Here is a 21,493-nt window from a genome sequence, read left to right as displayed (position 1 = left end):
GGTTATTCGAGACCCCAGGCAGCCAGGTAGGCGGCGCGGAAGTCGACGGCAGGTTCGAAACTGAACGGCGTGCCGGGTGCGGGGAGGTTGTGCTCCGCGTCGACCACCTGGATTCCAAGACCGGTCGGCAGGATCTCCTGCTCGGCCAGGACCCGCAGGGTCGTGTCGATCACCGAGTAGCCATCCCATTCGCTCGGCCAGGTGACGGTTGCGTCCTGTCCGGTGCCTTCGGCGATCAGGCCGAAGGTCGGGATGGAACCGAACACGCCGATCACGGCGAGTTCGTCGGAGCGGCCCGACGCCTCGATCGCCTGGGCGAGTCCGGCGAGGAACCATCCGTCGATCGGAACCACGATCGAGTTGATGTCGGGGTTCTGGAGCAGCGCGGTCGAGAACTTCGACACCAAGGTGCCACCGGCGAAGTCGGCGTTGGTGATCTCGAGCGTCGCGACGATGGAGCTGTCCTCGTGCTTGGCCATCTCCTCCTCGAAGCCGGCGGCCATGATCGGGCCGAACGCCGGGTCGGGGAAGATGATCTGAAGCGCCTGGGCGGCACCGTCGTTCTGGCCGACGATCCACTTGGCCTGCGTCGCGCCGACGTTGAGCCACCACTCGTCGTACGAGGTGTCGGGCAGGTAGGTGGTCACGGCCGAGTAGAGGGCTTCACCGCCGGTCTGGTCGCAGTCCTTGGCTCCGACGCCGATCGTGATGATGCCCGCCTCGGCGGCCTCGGTGAGCGGACCCGCGATGGGCGCGCAGTCGACGCCGATGAGGCTGATCACGTCGACGCCCGCGGCGATTCCCTGACGGACGCAGGTGCCCCAGCCTTCGGGGTTGAGCTTGCCGTCGCAGAGGGTGGCATCCCAGCCGACCGCGTCAGCGGCGGCCAGGGTCGCGGCGGCGGGGGTGGAGCAGGTCGGGCTGGCCTCACCACACGAGACGTGCCAGAGCGACAGGCCCTCGACGAGCTCGACCGGCTCGGTCGGGGGAGCCTGGAAGGTTCCGGCGTAGACCTCGGCGAGCAGCGCCGCCGAGTCGGTGCCTCCGGCACCCGGGTCGGTCTCGGTGGGTTCCGGTGTGGTGCAGGCGGCCAGCGCGAGAAGCGCGATGGTCGCTGACGCGGCGGCCACGAGGGCCCGACGCAACAGGGGTTGACGATGCATGGTGTTGTCTCCTTTGACGACGTGGCCCGGAGGCCTCTCTCGCTCTTTCATGGGTGCAGGGCGATCACGGCCCAGGGTGCCGCTCGTTGTGCCCTTTGGAAAGCCCGATCCGCGATAGCAGCAATCGGCCTGGTCGATACCCGTGGGCTAGCCGCGCCCGTGCTCCGAGTAGGGGTTCATGTTTCCGAGCAGCGCCTCACGGGTGTCGGGGTGGATGCCTTCCTCGGTCGCCGACGGCAGGTCAGCGGGCGGGAACGACTCGGTCATCGACATCGGCATCGACGAGTTGCGGTAGAAGTTGTTCGGGCCCTGCGAGGGCTTCCACACGTTCGGCTCCCAGTCGGGCACGTAGTTGCGGTAGCCGCCCGTGTTGACCTCGATACGCATGGTCGACGGGTCGCGGAAGTAGAGGAAGTTCTGCTCGCCGATGCCGTGGATGCTCGGGCCGTACTCGATGTTCGTGCCGTTCTCCATCAGCACATCGGCCGCCTGGAGGAGGTCCTCGCGGGTGTCCACCCAGAACGCGTAGTGGTTGATCCGGCCTGGGGTCTTCGAGCCATCGAGCACGATGCCGAGGTCGTGCGACTTCTCGTTCGTCGTGACGACCGTGAAGACCGTGACCGGTGCCTCTTCGAGCACCGTGTACGCCATGATGCGGAAGCCGAGAACCCGGCTGTACCAGTCGGCCATCCCGCGCACGTCGCTGGCGGCTACGGTCACATGGTCGAGCTGGCGCGGCGCGACCGCGTGCCGACTGCGTCGCTCCGGGCGGTCGGGGTAGATCGAGGCCTGGTCGCCGGTGCCGTGGAACTTCTCGACGTCCCAGAACAGCTCCATCGTGTGGCCGTAGGGGCCGACGAAGCGGAAACTCCTGCCGAGGCTCAGGCGGTCATCCGACCACTGCACCTCGATGCCTTCGGCGGCGATGCGCTTCGCCGCCTCCTCGAGCGCCTCAGGGCTCGAGGTGCGCCAGGCCATCGCGCCCAGCGCGGGCTGCTCACCCGGGGCGATGACGAGGGAGTAGTTGTAGTAGTCACCCCAGCAGCGGAGGTACACCTTGCCGCCTTCGCGGGCGAAAACCCGCAGGCCGACCTGCTCTTCGTAGAACTTCGCACTCGCCTCGACATCGGGAGAGGTGATCTCGATGTGGGCGAGGTGGGACAGCAACTTGATCATCTTCGATCCTCTGGTCGCGGCGACGGGCTCCGTGCCCGGTCGGCTCCACTGTCGCGCGGGATCGAGTGCCGGGGAACGCGGAGGCGTCGATGCCTGGAATCCCTCAGACCGATACTCAGGTGGACCATCGGTGACACCGATAGTCGGCATCATCCAATGCGCCTTCCCGGAAGCGGCGACCCAGATCGACACTGGAGTCCCGGTAGCTTGCAACGCAGCGAGGTCCCCGGGGAGGAGAACTCGATGACCCTGGACCGCTCGGATGCCGAGGGCGAGATCGCGCGCGTCGTCCGCGACGTGCGCAACTGGGGCCGTTGGGGACCCGACGACGTTCTGGGAACCCTCAACTTTCTCGACGAGACCAAGCGCATCGAGGCCGCCGGCCTCGTGCGCCGCGGCGTGACCTTCTCGCTCTCCCAGGCGTTCGACACCGACGGCCCGCAGACCGGCTGGCGCCGTCGCACCAACCCGGTGCACACGATGACCGACACGGGGGTCGACGCGGCGCTCGGCAATCAGGGATTTCCGCATGGCATCGGCGGTGCGGATGACGTCATCGCGATGCCCCTGCAGTGCTCGACCCAGTGGGACGGCTTGGGCCACATCTTCGACCACGGGATGGCATGGAACGGCCGCCGCTCCGAGCAGGTCGTCACGAGCGAAGGCGACCTCGTCACCGGCATCGAGCACATGGCATCCCAGCTCGTCGGGCGCGGCGTGCTGCTCGATGTCGCGCGTCACCTGAGCGCCGACGGTGAGCTCGAGGACGGCTACCCGATCACGGTCGACGACCTCGAGGCGACGATCGCGGCGCAGGGGGAGAGCGCGCGCGTCGGCCGCGGCGACATCCTGCTGGTGCGCACCGGCCGACTGGCCCGCGCCAAACGCGAGGGCTGGAACGGGTACGCCGGCGGCCCGAGCGCGGGACTGTCCTTCACGACCGCCCGCTGGCTGCACGCGAAGGAAGTCGCTGCGGTGGCGACCGACACCTGGGGCTTCGAAGTGCGGCCCAACGAGTTCGACGAGGCCTTCCAGCCCCTCCACCAGGTGGTCATCCCGAACATGGGGTTGACCATCGGGGAGATGTGGGACTTCGATCAGCTGGCCGCCGATTGTGCGGGCGACGGCCGCTGGGACTTCCTGCTCACTGCTCCGCCGCTGCGCATCACCGGCGCGGTCGGTTCACCTGTCAACCCCATCGCCGTCAAGTAGCGGCACCCACCACCGAAGGGATACCCCATGAGCGCAGTGCAGCGCGTCGCCATCGCCGGAGCCGGTATGGCCGGCCTTGCCGCCGCCATCCTCTTGGCAGAAGACGGCGTCGACGTCGATGTCTACGAGATCAAGCCGGAGCTGACCGCTCTCGGGTCGGGCATCACTCTTCAGGGCAACGCCCTGCGGAGCTTCGCCCGGCTCGGGATCTGGGACGAGGTGCAGAAGCAGTGTTGGTCGCAGGACGTGCTGACCCTCCGCGCTCCCGGGCCCGACGCCACCGTCATCGCAACCATCCCCGATGCGCGCACCGGCGGCCCCGACTTCCCCGCCGCTGCCGGCATGTTCCGCCCCGACCTCGCGCAGATCATGCTCGATCGAGCCACCGAGTTGGGAGCGCGCGTGCACTTCGGGCGCACCATCGAATCGCTCACCCAGGATGCGGACGGCGTCGACATCAAGCTCAGTGACGGCACGACGGATCGGGTCGACCTGCTGATCGGTGCCGACGGCATCAACTCGGCGGTGCGTTCGATGGTGGGAATCGACGTCAAGCCGGAACCCACCGGCATGGGCATCTGGCGAGCGTTCGTGCCGCGGCCCGCCGAGGTCACGAGCACCGACCTCTACTACGGCGGACCGATGTACATCGCGGGCTACTGCCCGACGAGTGAAGACATGATGTACGCCTACCTCGTCGAAGACAAGCAGGATCGCTCGGGGCTCACCCCTGAGCAGTCGGTCGAGATCATGCGCGATGCCACTCGCGCCTACGGCGGGCCGTGGAACCAGATCCGCGACAGCCTCGGCGCCGACTCCCGAGTGAACTACACCTGGTTCACCTCACACCTCATCGACGGCCCCTGGAACCGCGGTCGCGTGGTGCTGATCGGCGACGCCGCCCACAGCTGCCCGCCGACCATCGCTCAAGGCGGGGCGCAGGCGACCGAGGATGCGCTCGTGCTGTGCGAGATCCTCGCCCGGGAGTCGACGGTCGACGATGCGGTGTGGGAGGAGTTCACCCGCCGGCGGCTTGAGCGCGCGCGCACGATCGTCGAGGCGTCCCTGCAGCTCGGGCGGTGGCAGCTCAACCACGAGCAAGGGGATGTTCCCGGGCTCATCGGTCGGATCGCCGAGCTCGCGAGCGTACCCGCGTGAGGTTCGCGCGCTGGCGTCAGCCCGGCGACCCTGCCGTGCACGAAGGGGTGATGGTCGGCGAGCGTCTCGGCGAGCTACCGGCCGGCGTCGGCATCCAGCAGCTTCTCGAGGCAGGTCTCACGCGGGCACTCGAGATCGGTGCCGACGTCGAAGCCGGGCTGACCGACGCGGCCGTGCGCCTCGATGACGTCACCCTGCTGCCGCCGCTGCGCCCCGCGACGATCCGTGACTTCGTGACCTTCGAGGAACACGTCGAAGGGATGACGGCCGGGCCTGACGGCACCGGCAACATTCCGGCGGAATGGTACGAGTTCCCGACCTTCTACTTCACCAACCCGCACTCCGTGATCGCCACCGGTGACCCGGTCATCTTTCCGGCCGCGTCGGTGAAGCGGGACTTCGAACTCGAAGTCGCCGCCGTCATCGGCGCTGTGCCGGGCCGCGACGGCGCGCACCTCGCGCCGGACGAAGCCGGGGCCCACATCTTCGGCTACACGATCATGAACGACTGGTCGGCGCGCGACGTGCAGTTCCGTGAGATGGCGGTGAAGCTGGGGCCGGCCAAGGGCAAGGACTTCGCGACCACTCTCGGCCCGGTGCTCGTGACGGCCGACGAGGTCGCCGACCTGGTCGATGCCGAAGGGTTCCTGCAGCTCGAGGTCGAGGTTCTCGTCAACGGCGTCACGATCGGTACCGACCTGCTCAGCAACATGGGGTGGCCCTTCGCGGAGCTTGTCGCCTACGCGAGCCGCGACACACGGGTCGTTCCGGGTGACGTGCTGGGTTCGGGCACCGCCGGGCGCGGGTGCCTCGCCGAGCTCTGGGGTCGCGCCGGCGAACTCGTGCCGGCTCCGCTGGTTCCGGGCGACGAGGTCGTCATCCGGGTGGAGCGCCTCGGTGAGATCCGCAACGTGCTCGGCGAGTCGCGGGTCACCCCGGCCATCCCGCCGGCCCGGCCGCGCTCACGGGCGCGCACCCGCGCGGCGGGGTAGCCGAGCAGTCACCAGGTCCACGGATCCGGGGGTGCGTGGTGGCGTCCCCGGATCCGTTCTGACGCGTCAGCGCCGCAGTTCGGCGAAGGTCTCGGCGACCCAGTCGGCGACGAATGCGGCGACGTAGGGCATGTTGTCGATCGAGATGTGCTCCGTGCCGCCCTCGGGCTCGTCGAAGATGCGCAACTCGAGCTTGGGCGAGTTCACCGCCTGCTCGGCCGACCGGTGCGCGTAGGCGACCGGGATCTGCCGGTCGTTCGCGCCGTGGGTGATGAGGAACGGAACGGTGATCTTCTCGACCACCCCGTCGAGACTCATGTTCTTGGTCTTCTCGATGAAGTCGTCCATCGAGGAGGCGCCGAAGACCCACTGCACGTGGTTCCAGTAGTGCGGAACCGGGTTCTCGCCTTCGCGCTGCAGCCGACGTTGCTGCACTTCGGCCCAGTCGTGGTTGGCCCCCCAGGCGACGACGAGGGCGATGCGCTTCTCGAAGGCTGCGGCGCGGGGCGCGTAGTAGCCGCCGAGCGACCAGCCGGTGATGCCGATCGCCTTCGGGTCGATGTCGTCCCGCGTCTCCAGGTAGTCGACGCACGCCGCCGCCCAGACCTCGGTGTCGTACCGCGAAGTGAGGCCGCGCATCCGCAACGCCTCACCGGATCCGGGGGTGTCGACCATCAGGGTCGCGATGCCCCGCCGGGCGAGCATCTGCGGGTAGCTGGAGTAGTACATCATCTCCTTCGTCGAGTCGAGCCCGTTCCAGAGGATGATGACCGGCGACTTCGTGCCCGCGGGCACGGCGGCCGGGTCGGCGGGGTGGAAGTACGCCGGAAGACTGGTGTCTTCGTAGGGGACCTCGAGGGTCGTGACGGGGCTGCCGGAGAGCTCGATGTGGCGCAGCAGCAGGTCGATCGACTTCTGGTACGCGGCGCGGCGCCCCTCCCACTGCGGCGACTGGAGCCGCTCGGCCATCGAGGTGTAGAGGCTCGCGCGGTAGAGCTTGTCGCCGGCATTGATCACTCGGCCCAGGGTGACATCCGCGTCGGCCGAGGCGATGAGCCGGTCGGCTACCGCCGCCCACGAGTCGTAGAGCAGTTCGGTGCCGACGTCGTCGCCGTTCTGCGAGGCCTCGAGTACGGGCTTGCAGGCCCGGTCGACCTCGTCGATGAAACCGCCGTTGTTGAGCGCGCCGACGGCGGCCATGCTCCAGACGTAGTTGGTGGGGAAGTACATGAACATTGTGGGATCTCCGCTCGCTGCGTCGCGGCTCGCACCGTCGCGCGTTCACACGCTACGGAGGCGAGGCCTCAGGGTGGAAGGTGGTCCTGCCGATCCCCGTCATCGCTCTCGCTGATACGCGGATCGGGTCGAGTCGGGTCAGTGGTCGAAGATCGCGACGGCTCGGGTCCACCCCGCGGATGCGCCCCGCACCTTTGCGGGGAAGCACGCGACGGTGAAGCCCGTGGCGGGCAGGTCGCCGAGGTTCTGCAGCTTCTCGATCTGGCAGTACCCCACCTCGGCGCCGGCCTTGTGGCCTTCCCAGACGACCGACGGGTCGCCGGTCTGCTCGAAGAGCTGCCGGTTGAGGCTCACCGGCAGGTCCCAACTCCAGGCGTCCGTGCCGACCACGCGCACCCCCTTGCCGGTGAGGTGCAGGGTCGCCTCGCGGCCGAACCCGATCCCCGTATCGATGTAGTCGTCGCGGCCGTAGGCATCCGCCGCGACCGTATGGACGAGCACGATATCGAGAGGCTGCAACTCGTGCCCGATCTCGGCGAGAGCGGCATCGATCTCGGCGGGTGTCACGAGGTGACCGCTGGGGAGGTGGCGCAGGTCGAGTTTCACGCCGGGGCGGAAGAACCAGTCGAGCGGAACCTCGTCGATCGTCCAGGCGCGCTCGCCGTTGTTCATCGTCGGGTGGTAGTGCCAGGGGGCGTCGACGTGGGTTCCGGAGTGCGTCGTGAGGGTGAGGTTCTCAGCCGCGAGGCCTTGACCTTCCGGAAGCTGGTCGGGCCGGATGCCGTACATCGCGCGCATCTCCTCGACGGTGTCGAGGTGGTTCTTGTATTCGATCTTCGGTCTGAGGAAGGCCGGGTCGACGGGGGTCACATCGTCGAGGGGCATGGACAGGTCGACGAATCGCATCGCGGCGGCTCCTTTGCTCGTTGCCCCATCCTGAATCACGTCGCGCCCGCCGCGGCAGGGCTCTTGCGCATGGGAGGCATCGGATCAGACGGGGTTGCGCCCCACGAAGAAGGCGCTGAACGGATCGCTCGTCGGCTCGTACCCGGAGTCGATGAGCCCCTTCTTGAGCGCGCCCATCTGCGGGTCGTGGATGCGCTGGGTGGGCAGACGCAACGGCCCGCCGTTGTAGCCCTGCAGCCAGCCCTGGAACTTCCAGAGCTGCCGGTTGATGAATGCTCCACCGTTCAGTTGCTGTGCGATCGCGGCCTTCGCCTTTCTCGCCGGGTGCATCTTCCAGTAGAGCTCGGTGACCTCGGCGAACCTGCCGTCGTCCAGCAGTCTCATCGCCTGCGGAATCGTCGCACCCCAGAACTCGTGGTCGCTCGTCGCCGAGAGCTGAATCGGGATGAGCTGGCCGAGCGGCAGCAGCTCGCCCTCGATCGGGCAGGAGATGACGACCTCGTCGCCGAACACCCGGTGGGCTTCGATGATCCCCATGATGCTCGGGAAGCCGCCCTCGGCTTTGATGACGGCGATGTTCGGCACGTCGTCGAGGAGTCGGCGGATGAGGCGCGTCGGGATGTCGGAGGGGTGGATGCGCTGGCTGAATCCCCAGAGGAGCATCGGGAAGAGGATCACCGCGAGATTCGTCGCGTCGCAGACCGCCTTCGTGTAGTCGTAGATCTCCTGCTCGCTCTGCGGGTAGAAGTTCGGCGGGTAGGACAGCAGAACGAGGTCGGCCCCCGCCGCCTCCGCGCCCCTGACGGCCTCGATGTTCTGCTCGAGAGTGCTCCAGCTCGCGTGATGAACGACGACGAAGCCGTCGCCACCCTCGTCTTTCGAGATCGCGAGGAATTCGAGGTACTCGGGCAGGGTGATGCTGACCTCCGAGACGCCGAGGGTGCCGAGGAAGCCGTGCTCCTTCGCCAGCTGGATGTCGTGCCGGATGCCGGTCTCGTTGATCGCGGTGAGGTCGGTGGTGAACGACGGGATCGTGCAGTTGACGGCACCGATGAGGCGCTCCCGCGCCCACTCGCGGGCCTCGGACTTCTGGTAGCTGGCCATGGTTCTTCCTGGGGTCGTGTCGGTGAGGTGGGTTACTTGCGGATGGTGAGGATGCCGACCGGGAGCGGTGTGCCGAGGCCCCGTTCGACGGCGCGCTCGTAGAGCAGTTCGGCGATCACGAGGTCTTGGAATCCCGAGCCGGTGGACTTGTAGATGGCGATCCCCGACGCCGGCCGGCACACGCGGCCGCCGAGGAGGTCGTGGAGGGACACCGTGACCACGTCGGGATCGAACCCCGCGGCGCGCGCCGCGATCATGTCGCCCGAGTCGTGCAGCACCTCGGCGAGGGCATCGGCGACGACGAGGCCGGCTCGGCCGATGAGCGCCGGGTCGAGTTCCCTCTGGGCGGGGGTCGTCGAGCCGACCGAGACGATCGTCGCGTCGTCGGCGACCCATTCGGCGAACACGGTCGGGGTCTCGTCGCGCGAGCGTGCGGCGCACAGCACGAGATCGGCGTCTCGCACCGCCGCTTCGGCGGAGTCGACGGCGACGACGGGGAGTCCCAGCTCGGCCGCGAGCTCGGTCGCGAAGCGCTCCCGGTTGGCGGCGGTGGGGCTGCTGACCCGCACCGAGGAGAGATCGGCGACGCGCGATGCCGCCCGCACCTGAGCGCGGGCTTCGAACCCGGATCCCACCACGGCGGCGACGATCGGCTGGCGCGGCAGGAGAGCCGTGAGCGCGGCGGCGGCGGTCGCCGCCGTGCGGATGCCCGTGAGGCGGTTGCCGTCGATCAGCGCAGCGAGGCGAGCGTCGTTCTGGTCGAAGAGGGTGATCAGGTAGCTCACGAGGCCGGTCGCGATCGACGCGGTGATCGTCTTCGATCCCGCGAACCGTGCACCTGGTGGCGCCGACGGCATCGTGCGCTGCCACCCCGTCGCCGTCACGGCCACCGACCGTTCCGGAGTGGCGGTGGGCTCGTCCGCGCGCGCATACGCGGCGCGCAACGCCGCGATGGCGCTGTCCCAGTCGGCGAGTGCCGCGACATCGCTGTCGGTGAGAAAGCGGGTCGCAGGTTCTGCGACGAATCCCTCGCTACCCATGGCGGGCCTCGGTTCCGGTGCTGCTGAGCACATCCGCGAGGATCCCGGGGGAGATCGTGTCGTCGCCATGACGCATCGCGATGTACGCCTCGAGGAGGTGCTGGCGCGTCGCGGCCGCCACCGCGGGCGCGTCCCGGCGCTCGCAGCCGGCGAGGATCTGCCGGTGGAACGCCTCAGCGAACGGGGCGCGGACGTCGACATGGAGTCGCATGCGATCGGCTTCGGCGCCCAGCAGGTCGATGAGTCGCACGAGGGTCGGCGAATCGCTCGCGCGATAGATCACCGAGTGGAACTCGCGGTTGAGTTCGTTGAACAGTCCCAACGAGAAGGCCGCGTCGTCGGAGCCGCGTTCCAGCTGCCCGAGCACCTCCCGCATCCGTTCGAGGTCGGCGTCACTGAGCCGCGGGACGCCGAGTTCGGCGGCACGACCCTCGAGGTCGATGCGGAGCGCCGTGACCTCCTCGAGGCGGTTCAGGTCGATGCCCACGACGACGGCGCCGCGGTACGGCTCGCGGGTCAGCAGTCCGAGCGACTCGAGCTGCACGAGCGCCTCGCGCACGGGCGTCGGGCTGACACCGAGTTCGTTCGCGGTCTCGCCGATATCGATGCGGGAGCCCGCGGGAAGGGTGCCGTCGACGATCCGATCGCGCAGGACGCGGGTGACCTGATCGGCCATGCGGGCCGGGCGGTGAATGGTCATCTGCCAGGAATATCAAATATCGAGCGTCGTGACGAGAGCGCAGCGGGTATGCCAGCTATCGGCTGTGGCGCCCCTTCGCGCCACGTAGTCTCGTCGAGTCACTTCTTCACTCGACGAGGAGCAGCGCATGGCCATCGCGACGATCAACCCGTTCACGGGCGAGACCGAGCAGACGTTCGAGCCCCACAGCGACGCCGAGGTGGAGCGCCGGATCGCAGCCGCGGACGCCGCATTCCACGCCCTGCGCGCGACGACGTTCGCCCAGCGCGCGGAGTGGATGCGGGCCGCGGCCCAGCTACTCGACGACGAGGTCGAGGAGCTCGCGCGTCTCATCACGATCGAGATGGGCCGCCCGATCGCGGGGGCTCGCGCCGAGGTGCGCAAGAGCGCGAAGGGCATGCGCTTCTACGCCGATCACGCCGAAGAGTTCCTGGCACCCGAGGCGCTCGCCGATCCGTCGGCGGTCAACGCCTCCGCGGCGGGCACCCGATACGCCCCGATCGGTGTCGTGCTCGCGGTCATGCCCTGGAACTACCCGCTCTGGCAAGTCTTGCGCTTCGCTGCCCCGGCCCTGATGGCGGGCAACACGGGCCTGCTCAAGCACGCCTCCAACGTGCCGCAGTCGGCGCTCTACCTCGACACGCTCTTCGAGCGCGGCGGCTTCCCGACCGGCGCCTTCCACACTCTGCTCATTCCGGCATCCGGGGTCGAGCGCGTGCTCCGCGACCCCCGCGTCAAGGCCGCGACGCTGACCGGCTCCGAACCCGCCGGACGTTCCCTCGGGTCGATCGCCGGCTCCGAGGTGAAACACGTCGTTCTCGAACTCGGGGGGTCCGACCCCTTCATCGTGCTGCCGAGCGCCGACCTCGAGAAGGCCGCAACCGTCGCCGTCACGGCGCGGAACCAGAACAACGGTCAGTCGTGCATCGCCGCGAAACGGTTCATCGTGCACACCGACGTCTACGACGACTTCGTGCGCCTCTTCACCGAGAAGGTCGCGGCGCTCACGGTCGGCGACCCGCTCGACGAGACGACGGATGTCGGTCCGCTCGCGACCCGGTCGGGCCGCGACGAGCTCGCCGGGCTGGTGGCGGATGCCGTCGCCCAGGGCGCGACCGCCGTCACCGGCGGCACCGTGCCGGACCGCGCGGGATGGTTCTATACGCCGACGGTGCTCGACGGCATCACCCCGGCGATGCGGATCTACCGGGAGGAGGCCTTCGGCCCGGTGGCCTCGGTCTACCGGGTCGCCGACCGCGAGGAGGCGCTGGCGATCGCCAACGGCACCACCTTCGGCCTCAGCTCCGCGGTCTGGACGAACGATGCCGACGACGAGGAGTGGTTCATCCAGAACCTCGACGCCGGTGCGGTGTTCGTGAACGGAATGACGATCTCGTACCCGGAGCTGCCTTTCGGCGGCGTGAAGGATTCCGGTGTCGGGCGGGAGCTCGCCGCCGCCGGCATCCGCGAGTTCTGCAACCTCAAGACCATCTGGAAAGGCTGACGGTCGCCGCCACTCAGGGCAGCAGGACGATCTTGCCCGGCTGGTGGGAGGACTCGAGCGCGCGGAACGCGGCGGCGACCTCGTCGAGGGTAAACGTGGCAGCCACCGGGAAGACGAGTCGGCCGTCCGCGATCGCCTCGCCCAGTTTCGCGAGGTTGGCGGTCGTGCGGGCGGCCCGCTCGACGTTGAGAACGCCGAGCTCGTCGAGCGCGGCGTAGGCGGCGATCGCCACCATGCGGTCGACCGGCACCCCGAGGGCGACGCCCGCGTCGAGCGCCTCCCGACCGTGGCAGTCGATCACCGCCGTGACGCGGCCGAGCGGGGCGACCCGCTCCGCGAGTCCGGCGCCGTACGCGACGGGCTGGACCCCGATTGCGCGGAGGAAGTCGTGGTTCCGCGGCGCTGCAGTGCCGAAGACCGTCGCGCCCTCCGCCCGCGCCAACTGGCACACGAGGAGGCCCACGGCTCCGGTGGCTCCGCCGACGAGCACCGTGTCACCCGGCCCGATCGGCGCGGTCGCAAGACACGACACCGCGGTGAGGCCCGCCACGTTCAGTCCGCCGGCCACCTCTCCTGCCAATCGCTCGGGTCGCCGGGCGAGCTCGGAGGCGAGCGCGACGACGCGCTCGGCGATCGAACCCGCCGCGCGCCCGAAGACCTCGTCGCCGACCGCGATCGGCGTGCCGTCGGCGTACGCGGCCCCCGGGCCGACGGCCTCGACCGTTCCGGCGAGGTCGGAGCCGATGCGGCGGGGGAACGGGGCATCCGACGGGATGAATCCGCTCCGCAGCTTCGCGTCGACGGGATTCAGACCGGCCGCCCGCACCCGGACGGCGACTTCACCGGCACCCGGCTCGATGTCGCCGACGTCCTCGACGACGAGGACGTCGGGTGTCCCCGTGCGGTGGTACAGCGCTGCGTGACTCATCCCGGAGTGATGTCAGGATTCCGGCGGGTAGACGCGTGACTCCTGCACGGGGTGCAGCTGAATCGCCCACCCCTCGATCGTGCCCGAGTTCTCGTATTCCTCGATCTGCAGGATGCGCCGAGCGGGCGCGACCTTGTGCTCCATGCTCGTCGACATGAACACCGCGAGGGCCTCCCAGGCCGACGGCTCATACGCGATGTCTTCGAGGACGAGCACGTTGGCATCGACGCCGCGACGAGCGGCTATCGCGACGGCCGACGACGGTGCGTGGACGGCGCGAGCACCGTTGACCTTGTTGGCGGCCACAACGCCGGCCAGAACGTCGTCGACGACGAGCACCCCGAAAGCGTCGACGGCGGCATCCTGATCTTCGACGACTGCCTTCCCGACGCGCACCGCGTAGATGGGGTAGTCGTCGTCGGGATCGGGCTCGGCTGAACCGTGCCAGACGACGTCATGACCGGCAGCGATCGCGCGCGCTTCGAGCGCCCGGGCGAGGGCATATCCGCCGAAGTTGGCGGCGAGGTGAATGCGCATGTTCTCAGACTCCCAGAAGTGGCGGGGGTGGCTAGACCGGCGGGGCCACGAAGAGGCCCTTGTCGATGTCGTTGAACGATTCCCGGGCGATGAGCTCGCTCATCTCGGATGCCGTCCCCCACTGATCCTGGGTCGACAGTTGGCTGATGTCGAGGCGAGACGGGTGCCAGGTGTCCTCGTCGAGGATCTGCAGCTCGGTCGTGTACTCGATCGTGTTCTTCGCGGGTGACAGGAAGTACGCGAAGGTGTTGTCGCCTGCGTTGTGACGGCCCGGTCCCCAGATCATGCGCGTTCCGGCCCGGAGGATCTTGCCGGCACCGCGCATCCACTCCTCGATGCCGCGCATCTCGAACGACATGTGGTGCAGCGAGTGGTGGGGACCCTTGGCGATCGCAATCGAGTGATGCGTCGAGTTGCAGCGCAGGAAGTGCATGAGCTCGCTGCCGTCGGGCAGAACGAGCGAATCCGAGATGGTGAAGTCGAGGTGATCGACGTACCACTGAGCGCTCTCGTTGAGATTGGCCGAGTTGAAGACGGTGTGCGACAACTTCACCGGAATCGGCTCGCGTTCCCGGATCTTGCGAGATTCGCGAAGCGTGACCTCGGTCGAGAACTCGAGCACTCGCCCGTCTCCGTCGAAGACCCGGAATCCGAAACCTCCGCCGGGTTGGGTCAGCTCGCGCGGTTCGTGGACGAACTGGACGTCCTCGGCACGAAGCTTGTCCGCGAGCTTCAGCAGGTCCTCGCGGTCCTTCGTGCCGAACGACACCAGGTCGATGCGCTTGTCGTCGCGGCGAAGACGCACGATGTAGGGCTCGGGTGAACCTTCGGCGGCCAGGTAGGCGGTGTCCCCGTCGCGGTGCGTTTCGGTGAGGCCCCAGTGCTGGGTGAAGAACTCGAGTTCCTCGTCGAAGTTGGGCATTGCGAGTGCCGCGTAACGCAGGTGCGAGACCAGTCGTTGAGTCATCGTCGACCTTTCATCAGGACAGTGGCGTGTCACGCCGACCTGAATGTACGACGGGCGATTCGAGACCGACCAGCGATTGCCGGGATACCATGCATCGCGTGAGCGGTGGCGAACCAGACCTCAATCTGCTGGTCGCGCTCCGTGCTCTTCTCGAAGAGGCGAACGTGACACGGGCGGGGGAGCGCATCGGCATCGGGCAGTCGACGATGTCGTCCGCTCTCGGTCGCCTCCGCACCCAGTTCGAGGACGAACTCCTCGTTCGCGTCGGGCGCGACTACGAGCTGACCCCGCTGGCTCGCCAACTGCTGCCCCAAGTGCAGGTGACGATTCCGCTGATCGAGCGGGCGCTCGGCATCGACGGAGGTTTCGACCCCGACGCCGCCGATCGTCGGATCTCGTTCCAGATCACCGACGACGCGGCGCTCGAGCTGCGCCCCTACTTCACGATCCTGCGTGCCGCACGGGGCGTCAAACTCGACCTCAAGCGCATCCCGGCCGACCCGTTCGATGCCGACCGCGAGCTGCTGGCTCACGACTTCATCGTGGCCCCGGCCGGGATCGGGTTCGAGGGTGAGAGCGTCGAGTTGTATCGGGACGAGTACGTCGTCGTCGCCGCGCGCGACAACCCTGCCGTGCAGTCCGGGAAGATCTCGATGGAGGACTTTCTGCGATTGCCCCACGTGCGGTGCGACTTCGGTCGCACGATCGTCCCGCCGCCGGAGCGTCGGATGAGAGAACTCGATCTCACCTTCGACGTGCGGGTCACGACCTCGTCGATGCTGCCCATCCCGCCGATCGTCGCCGGAACGGATCTCATCGGGGTCGTTCCCCGGCGGCTCGTCGATCGGCTGGGAGCGGTGACCGAGACCGTCGCCATCCCGACCCCGTTCCCGGCGGTCGAGCTGATCCAGCGACTGTGGTGGCACCCCGCGCACACCCACGACCCCGCTCACGCGTGGGTGCGGGAGACCATCGTGGCCGCACTGGCTGCGGGCACGCCGGCAGTCGCCCCGTAGCCCCCGAACCGAAGTGTGAGCGATGCCTGGCATCGCGCTCGTCGGTGGCACCCGCCATCCTCCGGCAATAGCGTCGAGGCGAGACGCGAGGGTGCGTCCGGTCTGAGGAGTCGGTGCGATGTCTGTTCGTTCGGTGCTCATTGTCGGCGGCGGCTTCACCGGCCTCACCGCAGCGATCGCGCTGGCCCAGCGCGGAGTCAAGCGCGTCACGCTGGTCGACCGCGCCCCCGCATGGGCGCGGGTCGGGCACGGCCTGACCATTCAGGGCAATGCGCTCAAGGTGTTCCAAGAGCTCGGCGTCCTCGACGAGTTGCTTGCGAAGGGCTTCGCCGAGGACGCCCTCACCCTGTACTTCGCCGACGGTCGCGTGATGGCCGAGGTGCCGACCCCGCGCACGGGCGGGCCCGACCTTCCCGCGACACTCGGCGCGCTCCGGCCGGACGTGCACGAGATCCTGGTGCACAGGGCCGAGTCTTTGGGGGTCGAGATCCGGTTGGGTCGCGAGTTGGTCTCCTTCGAGAACCACGGCAATGAGGTGTCGACCCTGCTGTCGGATGGCGCGACCGAGTTCTGGGATCTCGTCATCGTCGCGGACGGCATCCGGTCTCAGACGCGGCCCAAACTCGGCATCAGCGCGGAACGCGCCTCGAGTGGTCTGGGGATCTGGCGTGCGGTCACCGACCGTAAGCCCGAGATGACGGGCGGCATCGCGTTCCCCTTCGAGGATGACGGCGGCGCCTACAAGGTGGGTTACACCCCGGTCAGCGCGACCCAGTGCTACGTCTTCGTTCTGTGCCGACCCGAACGACCCCAGAACGGACTGGCGGACTGGGAGGAGGTCAAACGGCTGATGGCGAACTACCACGGCGACTTCGACGCCTTGCGGGAATCGATCAACGCCTCCACTTTCCTCAACTTCCAGGAGATCGAGTGGATCTTCGTCGACGCGCCGTGGCACCAGGGCCGTGTCATCGCGCTCGGCGAGGCCGTCCACGCCGTGCCTCCGCTGATCGCCCAGGGTGCGGCGCAGTGTGTCGAAGACTCGCTCATCCTCGCCGAGTACGTCACGCAGGAGGGCGACCTGGAGCAGCAGTTCGCCGAGTTCTACGAGCGGCGCATCCCGCGAATCAAGGGCGTCGTCGACGCATCGCTGCTGCTGGCGAAGTGGGAGCAGCACCCGGGAACGCCCGACGCCGACGCGCCGCGCGTCATGTTCGAGTCGCTCCAGGCGCTGGTCACTCCCGCATGAGTGAGATCCGCCTTCCCGGCTTGACCGGCGAGGTCTTCGTGGTGACCGGTGCGGCAGGCGGGCAGGGGGCTGAGGAAGCGTTGCTCCTGGCCGAGAACGGCGCTCACGTGGTTGCGGCCGACGTACGCGAAGCGGCGCCCGAATTGCTCGCGGCTGCCGCCGCGCTCCCTGGCACCGTCGAGTACCGCCGACTCGACGTCACCTCCGAGTCGGACTGGGCTGCCCTCGCCACACACCTCGGTCGCCGACGCGTGAAGGGGCTCGTGAACAACGCCGGGATCACCCACCGCGTCCGCATCGGCGAGGTGGACCGGGCCGAGTGGGACCACGTTCTCGCGGTCAACGTGACGGGCGCGATGCTCGGCATCCAGGCGCTTCTTCCCCTCATGGGGCAGGGCGCCTCCATCGTCAACGTCGGGTCGGCCGCCGGGCTGACCGGTCACTACACGGCCGCGCACACGACCAGCAAGTGGGCTCTGCGCGGACTCACGCACACAGCGGTGACCGAGCTCGGCCCGCGCGGGATCCGAGTCAACGCCGTGCATCCCGGCTACATCCGTACCGAGATGACCGCGAGCGCTCCCGCGTCGTTCCTCGACGCGAATACCGCCATCTCGCCCCTCGGTCGAGGCGGAGAGCCGATCGAGGTCGCCGGCGTGGTCGTCTTCCTGCTGTCGGATGCCGCCTCGTTCGTCACCGGTGCCGAGATCTCCGTCGACGGCGGTCAGTACCTGTCGGGCGCCGCGACGTTCCTCTCGGACGCCGTGCGCCCACGGGAGCGCTGAGAACCGGGGCTCACAACGCGACGAGGTCATCCTCGGCCGCGAACTCGACGCGCTCGGCCGTCTTCCGCAGGATGGCGACGAGCCACCGCAGCGCCGGGTCGCTCGTCTTCGACGGGTGCCAGAACGCGGCCTCGATCAGGTTCGAACGCGGAACCGGGGTGTCGACGATCATCAACCCGAGCTGCTCGGCGTACAGCTCCGCCACCCGAGCCTGAACCATCCCCCACATGTCGCTGCCTTGCACCATGAACGGCACGGAGAGAAAGCCGGGAACCGTCATGGCGATCTGGGGGTCGACGCCGGCCGCGGCGAGCGCATCGTCGGGAATGGTGACGATCCCCTCGCCGAAGTCGACCCGCACAAAGGGGAGATCCGCGAGATCGTTCAACGTCAGGTGGCCGCGCGACAGACGCGGATGGGTCGTGCTGATGATGCACACGAAACTGTCCGAGAACAGCGCCTGACGCTTGCCGGGGATCCCCCGATTCGCCGACGTGACGACGACGTCGGTGCGCAGCAGATCGATCGGGGTCACCTGCGTGTCGGTCAGCGTGCCGAACTCCACCGACGTGCCCGGGGCCTCCTCCTCGAGGATCCTCAGCAGCGTGCCGGTCATCGTCGCGAGGACGTAGTCGGACGCCCACAGACGAAACCTCCGGTCGCTCGTGAGCGGGTCGAACTCCGGCCGGAGGTTGAAGGTGCGCCCGATCTCCTTGAGCGCGTCGCTGACCAGGGGCTGGAGTTCCTTCGCCTTGGGGGTGAGGTCGAAGGTGCGACCGTTGCGTACCAGCAGCGGGTCGTCGACGAGCTTGCGCAGCTTGCTCAGCGCGCCGCTGACCGCGGGCTGGGTCATGCCGATCGCTTCGCCGGCGCGGGTGAGGCTGCGTTCCGTCAGAATCGCGTCCAGCACGACGACAAGGTTGGCGTCGATGTTCCGCAGGTCGGTCATGTCGGGGCACTCCAGCGTGTCGTCGCCTTGATTCTACGGGGCCCCTCGGGTGGCGATACCTGGTAGTAACTGTAAAGGGTATACAGAAATTGATCGTGGTCTTACCGTGACGGCAGCCGGAATAGCCGGCGCCCGACCTCAAGGAAGAGGAATCACGATGACCGACCCGATCGCCGTCCTGGGCTGCGGCCCCGCCGGCATGGCTACCGCGCTGGCGCTCCACACCGTGGGACACGAGGTGCGCATCTATGAGCGCTACCCCGAAGCCCGCCCGGCGGGCATCATCCTGAACCTCTGGCCGCCGCCGATCCGCGCGCTCGAAGAGATGGGCGTCGACACCGTCGACCTCGGGGCGCCGTGCCACACGACGTTCCGCAACGCCTACACCGGGCATGTGCGGGCCGAAACCCACCTGCCCGACGACGTCATCGCGCGCTATCAGGGAGGGTTCATCGGCATGCTGCGCCCGGTGCTGTACGAACGGATGCTCGGCGCGATGCCCGACGGCATCATCCAGGTCAACCGCACGGTGACCGGCATCCGCGATCACGGCGACGGGGTCCAACTCACGTTCGCCGACGGGTCGACGGTGCAGACCCCCGTCCTGATCGGAGCCGACGGGATCGACTCCGTCGTGCGGACCCACCTCTGGGGCGCCTCACCCAAGCGCGAGCACCGACTTCAGGTCATCGGCGGCTACACCACCGAGATGCCGGAGAGCGCCGAGCGCAACGAAGCCGTCATCGCCCACACCCGGCGGGTGCAGGGCAGCTATTCGGCGATCCGCGACCACGGACGGGACGGCTACCAGTGGTGGGTGCTCGAGGCCTGGGACCCCGAGAAGCCGGCACCCACAGATCTGCACGCCCACGCGAGCGAACTCGCCCGGGACTTCGGAGCGGCGCTGACCGATCTCATAGCCGCGACGAAGCACGAGAACACTCAGCGCTGGGCCATTCGCGACCGAAAGCCGCTCACGCGCTGGTCTCGCGGGCGCGTCACCCTGGCCGGAGATGCGGCTCATGCCACCTCGCCGTACGCCGCATACGGAGCGGGGATGGCGATCGGCGACGGCTACACCCTCGCCAAGCTGCTGAAGCACGTCGACCTCGCATCGACGCCGGCCGTCGAGGAGGCGCTTCTCGAGTACGACCGACGTCGCATCCCCCACACGACATCGCAGGTGCAACAGGCCTACATCCTCGGTAAGGCGTTCCATCACATCCCGCGGCCCCTCCGCCCGCTGCGCGACTTCATGCTCGATCGCACCGACATGCTGCAGAAGCAGGTCGGTGACCGCAGCCCGCAAGAGATCGTCGACCAGTTGCAGGAGATGGGGGCTGAGACTCTCGCGAACGCGTGAACCGGAAGCCGGGCGGCGGGGTCGGATGCGAGATGATCGCAGGATGCCGACCTCACCGTCCGTGCGTCCTCCCCGGCAGGATCGCACCCGCGAGAGCTGGCAGCGCGTTCTCGATACCGGTCTCGACCTGCTCGTGTCGGGTGGCTGGGACGCGCTGACGGTCTCGGAGGTGTGTCGTCGCTGCGGCATCTCCGCCCCGTCGCTCTACGCCAGAGTCGACGGCAAAGTGGGCCTCTTCTACGCGGTCTACGAGTATGGGATGGAGCGCGTCGCGGCGACGCAGGCCCGCGTGGTCAGCACCGTGCGGCCCGAGGATGGCCTCGAGACCGCCGCGCGCCACGCGGTGGAGGCGATGCTCAACGTGTTCCAGGCGCATGAAGGTCTTCTTCGTGCCGTCATCATCCGCGCCTCGGTGGACGAAGAGCTGCGGCGTCGAGGCGGCTTGGAGTCGCGAGCCGCCATCCGCGGACTGATGGAGCGCATCCCCGGTCGACGCGCCGCCGTGGAGGCGGTCGGCCGCACGGTCTTCGCCGAGTGCGTCGTGCGGATCATCTACGGTGTTGAGTTCTTCACCGGACAGCCTGAGTCATCAGCACAGTTCGTCGACCGTTTGACCGCGCTCGTTGTCGCCACCGTCGCGGTCGCGGGTTCCGCCGTCGACGGTGAGGAATGGCCGGTGGCGCTCGGTGGCTAGGGGGCGTTGAGAGCGTCCCGCCAGGCGAGCCAGTCGCCGACCTTCGCGAGGTCGTAGTGCGGTCCGGAGATGCCGACCGTGAAGAGGGTCCCCCCGAGGGTGTGCAACTCCTCGGCTTCGGCGTGCGTCTTGCGGCTGACTTCGACCGAGATCTCGATCTCGGAGACGTCGCGCCCCACAGCGTCACCGTGCGTCGCGAGAATCCCCAGCTTGCGTTCCAGGGTGGGGGCGTCGCTGAAGCTGTGCCAGATGTCGGCGTGCTGGGCGACGATGCGGAGGGTCTTCCTCTCGCCGCCGCCTCCGATCAGGATCGGGATCTCCCGCGTCGGCGCCGGGTTGAGCTTGCCCCAGCGCTCCTCGATGACGGGCAGGTCGCGGGCGAGGGCATCCAGCCGGCTCCCCACGGTGCCGAACTCGTACCCGTACTCGTCGTAGTCGCGCTCGAACCAGCCCGACCCGGTGCCGAAGATGAACCGGCCCGTGCCGGTGCCGTGTGCGGAGATGTGGTCGATCGTGCGGGCCATGTCGGCTTGCAGGTGAGGGTTGCGATAGCTGTTGCAGTTGACGAGGGCGCCGAGCTCGACCCGCGAGGTCTGCTCGGCGAGGGCGGCCAGCATCGTCCAGGACTCGAAGTGGAGGCCGTCGCGTTCGCCGCTCAGGGGAAAGAAGTGATCCCAGTTGAAGAGGATGTCGACGCCCAGCTCTTCGAGCTCGGCCGCGGTGTCGCGGATCTTCTCGTAGGGCGCGTGTTGGGGGGCGATCTGGACGGCGAGGCGCACGGGGCGAGTCGAAGGCATTGACTCAGCCTGGCAGT

At 68.4% G+C, this 21,493-nt stretch carries 21 protein-coding genes; 9 read left to right on the top strand and 12 right to left on the bottom strand.

The genetic code is table 11. The features are described from left to right. Window positions 1-2: 2 nt before the first annotated feature. Entirely contained in the window at window positions 3-1,163 is a 1,161-nt protein-coding gene (locus IE173_RS10090) for a sugar ABC transporter substrate-binding protein (RefSeq protein WP_191283339.1), read from the bottom strand. A gap of 147 nt (window positions 1,164-1,310) precedes the next feature. Beyond that, on the bottom strand, window positions 1,311-2,339 hold the full coding sequence (locus IE173_RS10085) for a VOC family protein (protein WP_191283338.1): 1,029 nt from the start codon (window positions 2,337-2,339) through the stop codon (window positions 1,311-1,313). 243 nt (window positions 2,340-2,582) lie between these two features. Here IE173_RS10085 and IE173_RS10080 point away from each other — a divergent pair, with 243 nt between their 5' ends. The 3 genes from IE173_RS10080 to IE173_RS10070 are packed head-to-tail and all read left to right on the top strand — an operon-like array spanning window position 2,583 to window position 5,701. Next, complete coding sequence (locus tag IE173_RS10080; RefSeq protein ID WP_191283337.1) at window positions 2,583-3,551, top strand: cyclase family protein; 969 nt, start codon at window positions 2,583-2,585, stop codon at window positions 3,549-3,551. Window positions 3,552-3,578: 27 nt separating this feature from the next. Then, a complete protein-coding gene (locus IE173_RS10075; RefSeq protein ID WP_191283336.1) occupies window positions 3,579-4,709 on the top strand; it encodes an FAD-dependent monooxygenase in 1,131 nt (376 codons plus the stop codon). Next, on the top strand, window positions 4,706-5,701 hold the full coding sequence (locus IE173_RS10070) for a fumarylacetoacetate hydrolase family protein (protein ID WP_229842029.1): 996 nt from the start codon (window positions 4,706-4,708) through the stop codon (window positions 5,699-5,701). Before IE173_RS10075 ends, IE173_RS10070 begins: the two co-directional genes overlap by 4 nt. Before the next feature lie 66 nt (window positions 5,702-5,767). Here the strand turns inward: IE173_RS10070 and IE173_RS10065 are convergent, their stop codons facing one another. From IE173_RS10065 to IE173_RS10045, 5 genes are all read right to left on the bottom strand, one after another. After that, window positions 5,768-6,937 (bottom strand): alpha/beta hydrolase family protein, encoded by a 1,170-nt coding sequence (locus tag IE173_RS10065; protein WP_191283335.1) that lies wholly within the window; start codon window positions 6,935-6,937, stop codon window positions 5,768-5,770. A gap of 138 nt (window positions 6,938-7,075) precedes the next feature. Continuing rightward, window positions 7,076-7,843, bottom strand: a complete 768-nt coding sequence (locus tag IE173_RS10060) for a cyclase family protein (RefSeq protein WP_191283334.1) — start codon at window positions 7,841-7,843, stop codon at window positions 7,076-7,078. Window positions 7,844-7,927: 84 nt separating this feature from the next. Beyond that, the gene (locus tag IE173_RS10055) at window positions 7,928-8,947 is read right to left on the bottom strand and encodes a dihydrodipicolinate synthase family protein (RefSeq protein WP_191283333.1); all 1,020 of its coding nucleotides are present in this window, start codon (window positions 8,945-8,947) and stop codon (window positions 7,928-7,930) included. Between the two features lie 32 nt (window positions 8,948-8,979). Next, window positions 8,980-9,987 carry an ornithine cyclodeaminase family protein gene (locus tag IE173_RS10050; RefSeq protein WP_191283332.1) on the bottom strand — a complete coding sequence of 336 codons (1,008 nt, stop codon included), beginning with the start codon at window positions 9,985-9,987 and terminating at the stop codon, window positions 8,980-8,982. Continuing rightward, window positions 9,980-10,687, bottom strand: a complete 708-nt coding sequence (locus tag IE173_RS10045; RefSeq protein WP_191283331.1) for a GntR family transcriptional regulator — start codon at window positions 10,685-10,687, stop codon at window positions 9,980-9,982. Before IE173_RS10045 ends, IE173_RS10050 begins: the two co-directional genes overlap by 8 nt. Window positions 10,688-10,814: 127 nt before the next feature. Between IE173_RS10045 and IE173_RS10040 the strand changes: the two genes are divergently transcribed. After that, the gene (locus tag IE173_RS10040; protein WP_191283330.1) at window positions 10,815-12,191 is read left to right on the top strand and encodes an NADP-dependent succinic semialdehyde dehydrogenase; all 1,377 of its coding nucleotides are present in this window, start codon (window positions 10,815-10,817) and stop codon (window positions 12,189-12,191) included. A 13-nt stretch (window positions 12,192-12,204) separates the two neighbouring features. Here the strand turns inward: IE173_RS10040 and IE173_RS10035 are convergent, their stop codons facing one another. Genes IE173_RS10035 through IE173_RS10025 form a run of 3 tightly spaced genes read right to left on the bottom strand, consistent with a single transcriptional unit; the run spans window position 12,205 to window position 14,623 of the window. Next, on the bottom strand, window positions 12,205-13,119 hold the full coding sequence (locus IE173_RS10035) for an NADP-dependent oxidoreductase (RefSeq protein WP_191283329.1): 915 nt from the start codon (window positions 13,117-13,119) through the stop codon (window positions 12,205-12,207). Window positions 13,120-13,131: 12 nt separating this feature from the next. After that, a complete protein-coding gene (locus tag IE173_RS10030; protein WP_191283328.1) occupies window positions 13,132-13,656 on the bottom strand; it encodes an RpiB/LacA/LacB family sugar-phosphate isomerase in 525 nt (174 codons plus the stop codon). 31 nt (window positions 13,657-13,687) lie between these two features. Continuing rightward, window positions 13,688-14,623 carry a VOC family protein gene (locus IE173_RS10025; RefSeq protein ID WP_191283327.1) on the bottom strand — a complete coding sequence of 312 codons (936 nt, stop codon included), beginning with the start codon at window positions 14,621-14,623 and terminating at the stop codon, window positions 13,688-13,690. Window positions 14,624-14,721: 98 nt separating this feature from the next. On the opposite strand from IE173_RS10025, the gene IE173_RS10020 reads away from it, so the two are divergent. The 3 genes from IE173_RS10020 (at window position 14,722) to IE173_RS10010 (ending at window position 17,673) form a co-directional block, all read left to right on the top strand. Then, window positions 14,722-15,639 (top strand): LysR family transcriptional regulator, encoded by a 918-nt coding sequence (locus IE173_RS10020; protein WP_191283326.1) that lies wholly within the window; start codon window positions 14,722-14,724, stop codon window positions 15,637-15,639. Window positions 15,640-15,757: 118 nt separating this feature from the next. After that, the gene (locus IE173_RS10015; protein WP_191283325.1) at window positions 15,758-16,888 is read left to right on the top strand and encodes an FAD-dependent oxidoreductase; all 1,131 of its coding nucleotides are present in this window, start codon (window positions 15,758-15,760) and stop codon (window positions 16,886-16,888) included. Further along, window positions 16,885-17,673 carry an SDR family NAD(P)-dependent oxidoreductase gene (locus IE173_RS10010; protein ID WP_191283324.1) on the top strand — a complete coding sequence of 263 codons (789 nt, stop codon included), beginning with the start codon at window positions 16,885-16,887 and terminating at the stop codon, window positions 17,671-17,673. Before IE173_RS10015 ends, IE173_RS10010 begins: the two co-directional genes overlap by 4 nt. A 10-nt stretch (window positions 17,674-17,683) precedes the next feature. On the opposite strand, the gene IE173_RS10005 is transcribed toward IE173_RS10010, so the two are convergent. Beyond that, a complete protein-coding gene (locus IE173_RS10005) occupies window positions 17,684-18,622 on the bottom strand; it encodes a LysR family transcriptional regulator (RefSeq protein WP_191283323.1) in 939 nt (312 codons plus the stop codon). A gap of 157 nt (window positions 18,623-18,779) precedes the next feature. On the opposite strand from IE173_RS10005, the gene IE173_RS10000 reads away from it, so the two are divergent. Together IE173_RS10000 and IE173_RS09995 are read left to right on the top strand one after the other, a co-directional pair. After that, complete coding sequence (locus IE173_RS10000; RefSeq protein WP_191283322.1) at window positions 18,780-19,985, top strand: FAD-dependent oxidoreductase; 1,206 nt, start codon at window positions 18,780-18,782, stop codon at window positions 19,983-19,985. Window positions 19,986-20,028: 43 nt separating this feature from the next. Next, the gene (locus IE173_RS09995) at window positions 20,029-20,679 is read left to right on the top strand and encodes a TetR/AcrR family transcriptional regulator (RefSeq protein WP_191283321.1); all 651 of its coding nucleotides are present in this window, start codon (window positions 20,029-20,031) and stop codon (window positions 20,677-20,679) included. On the opposite strand, the gene IE173_RS09990 is transcribed toward IE173_RS09995, so the two are convergent. Then, window positions 20,676-21,476 carry an LLM class F420-dependent oxidoreductase gene (locus IE173_RS09990; RefSeq protein WP_191283320.1) on the bottom strand — a complete coding sequence of 267 codons (801 nt, stop codon included), beginning with the start codon at window positions 21,474-21,476 and terminating at the stop codon, window positions 20,676-20,678. The two genes, IE173_RS09995 and IE173_RS09990, sit on opposite strands and share 4 nt — an antisense overlap. Between the last annotated feature and the right edge of the window lie 17 nt (window positions 21,477-21,493).

The organism is Pseudolysinimonas yzui, from assembly GCF_014653215.1.
Lineage (GTDB): Bacteria > Actinomycetota > Actinomycetes > Actinomycetales > Microbacteriaceae > Pseudolysinimonas_A > Pseudolysinimonas_A yzui.
The sequence above is the reverse complement of the archived record's forward strand: the minus strand, read 5'-3'. Positions and strand labels throughout refer to the sequence as shown.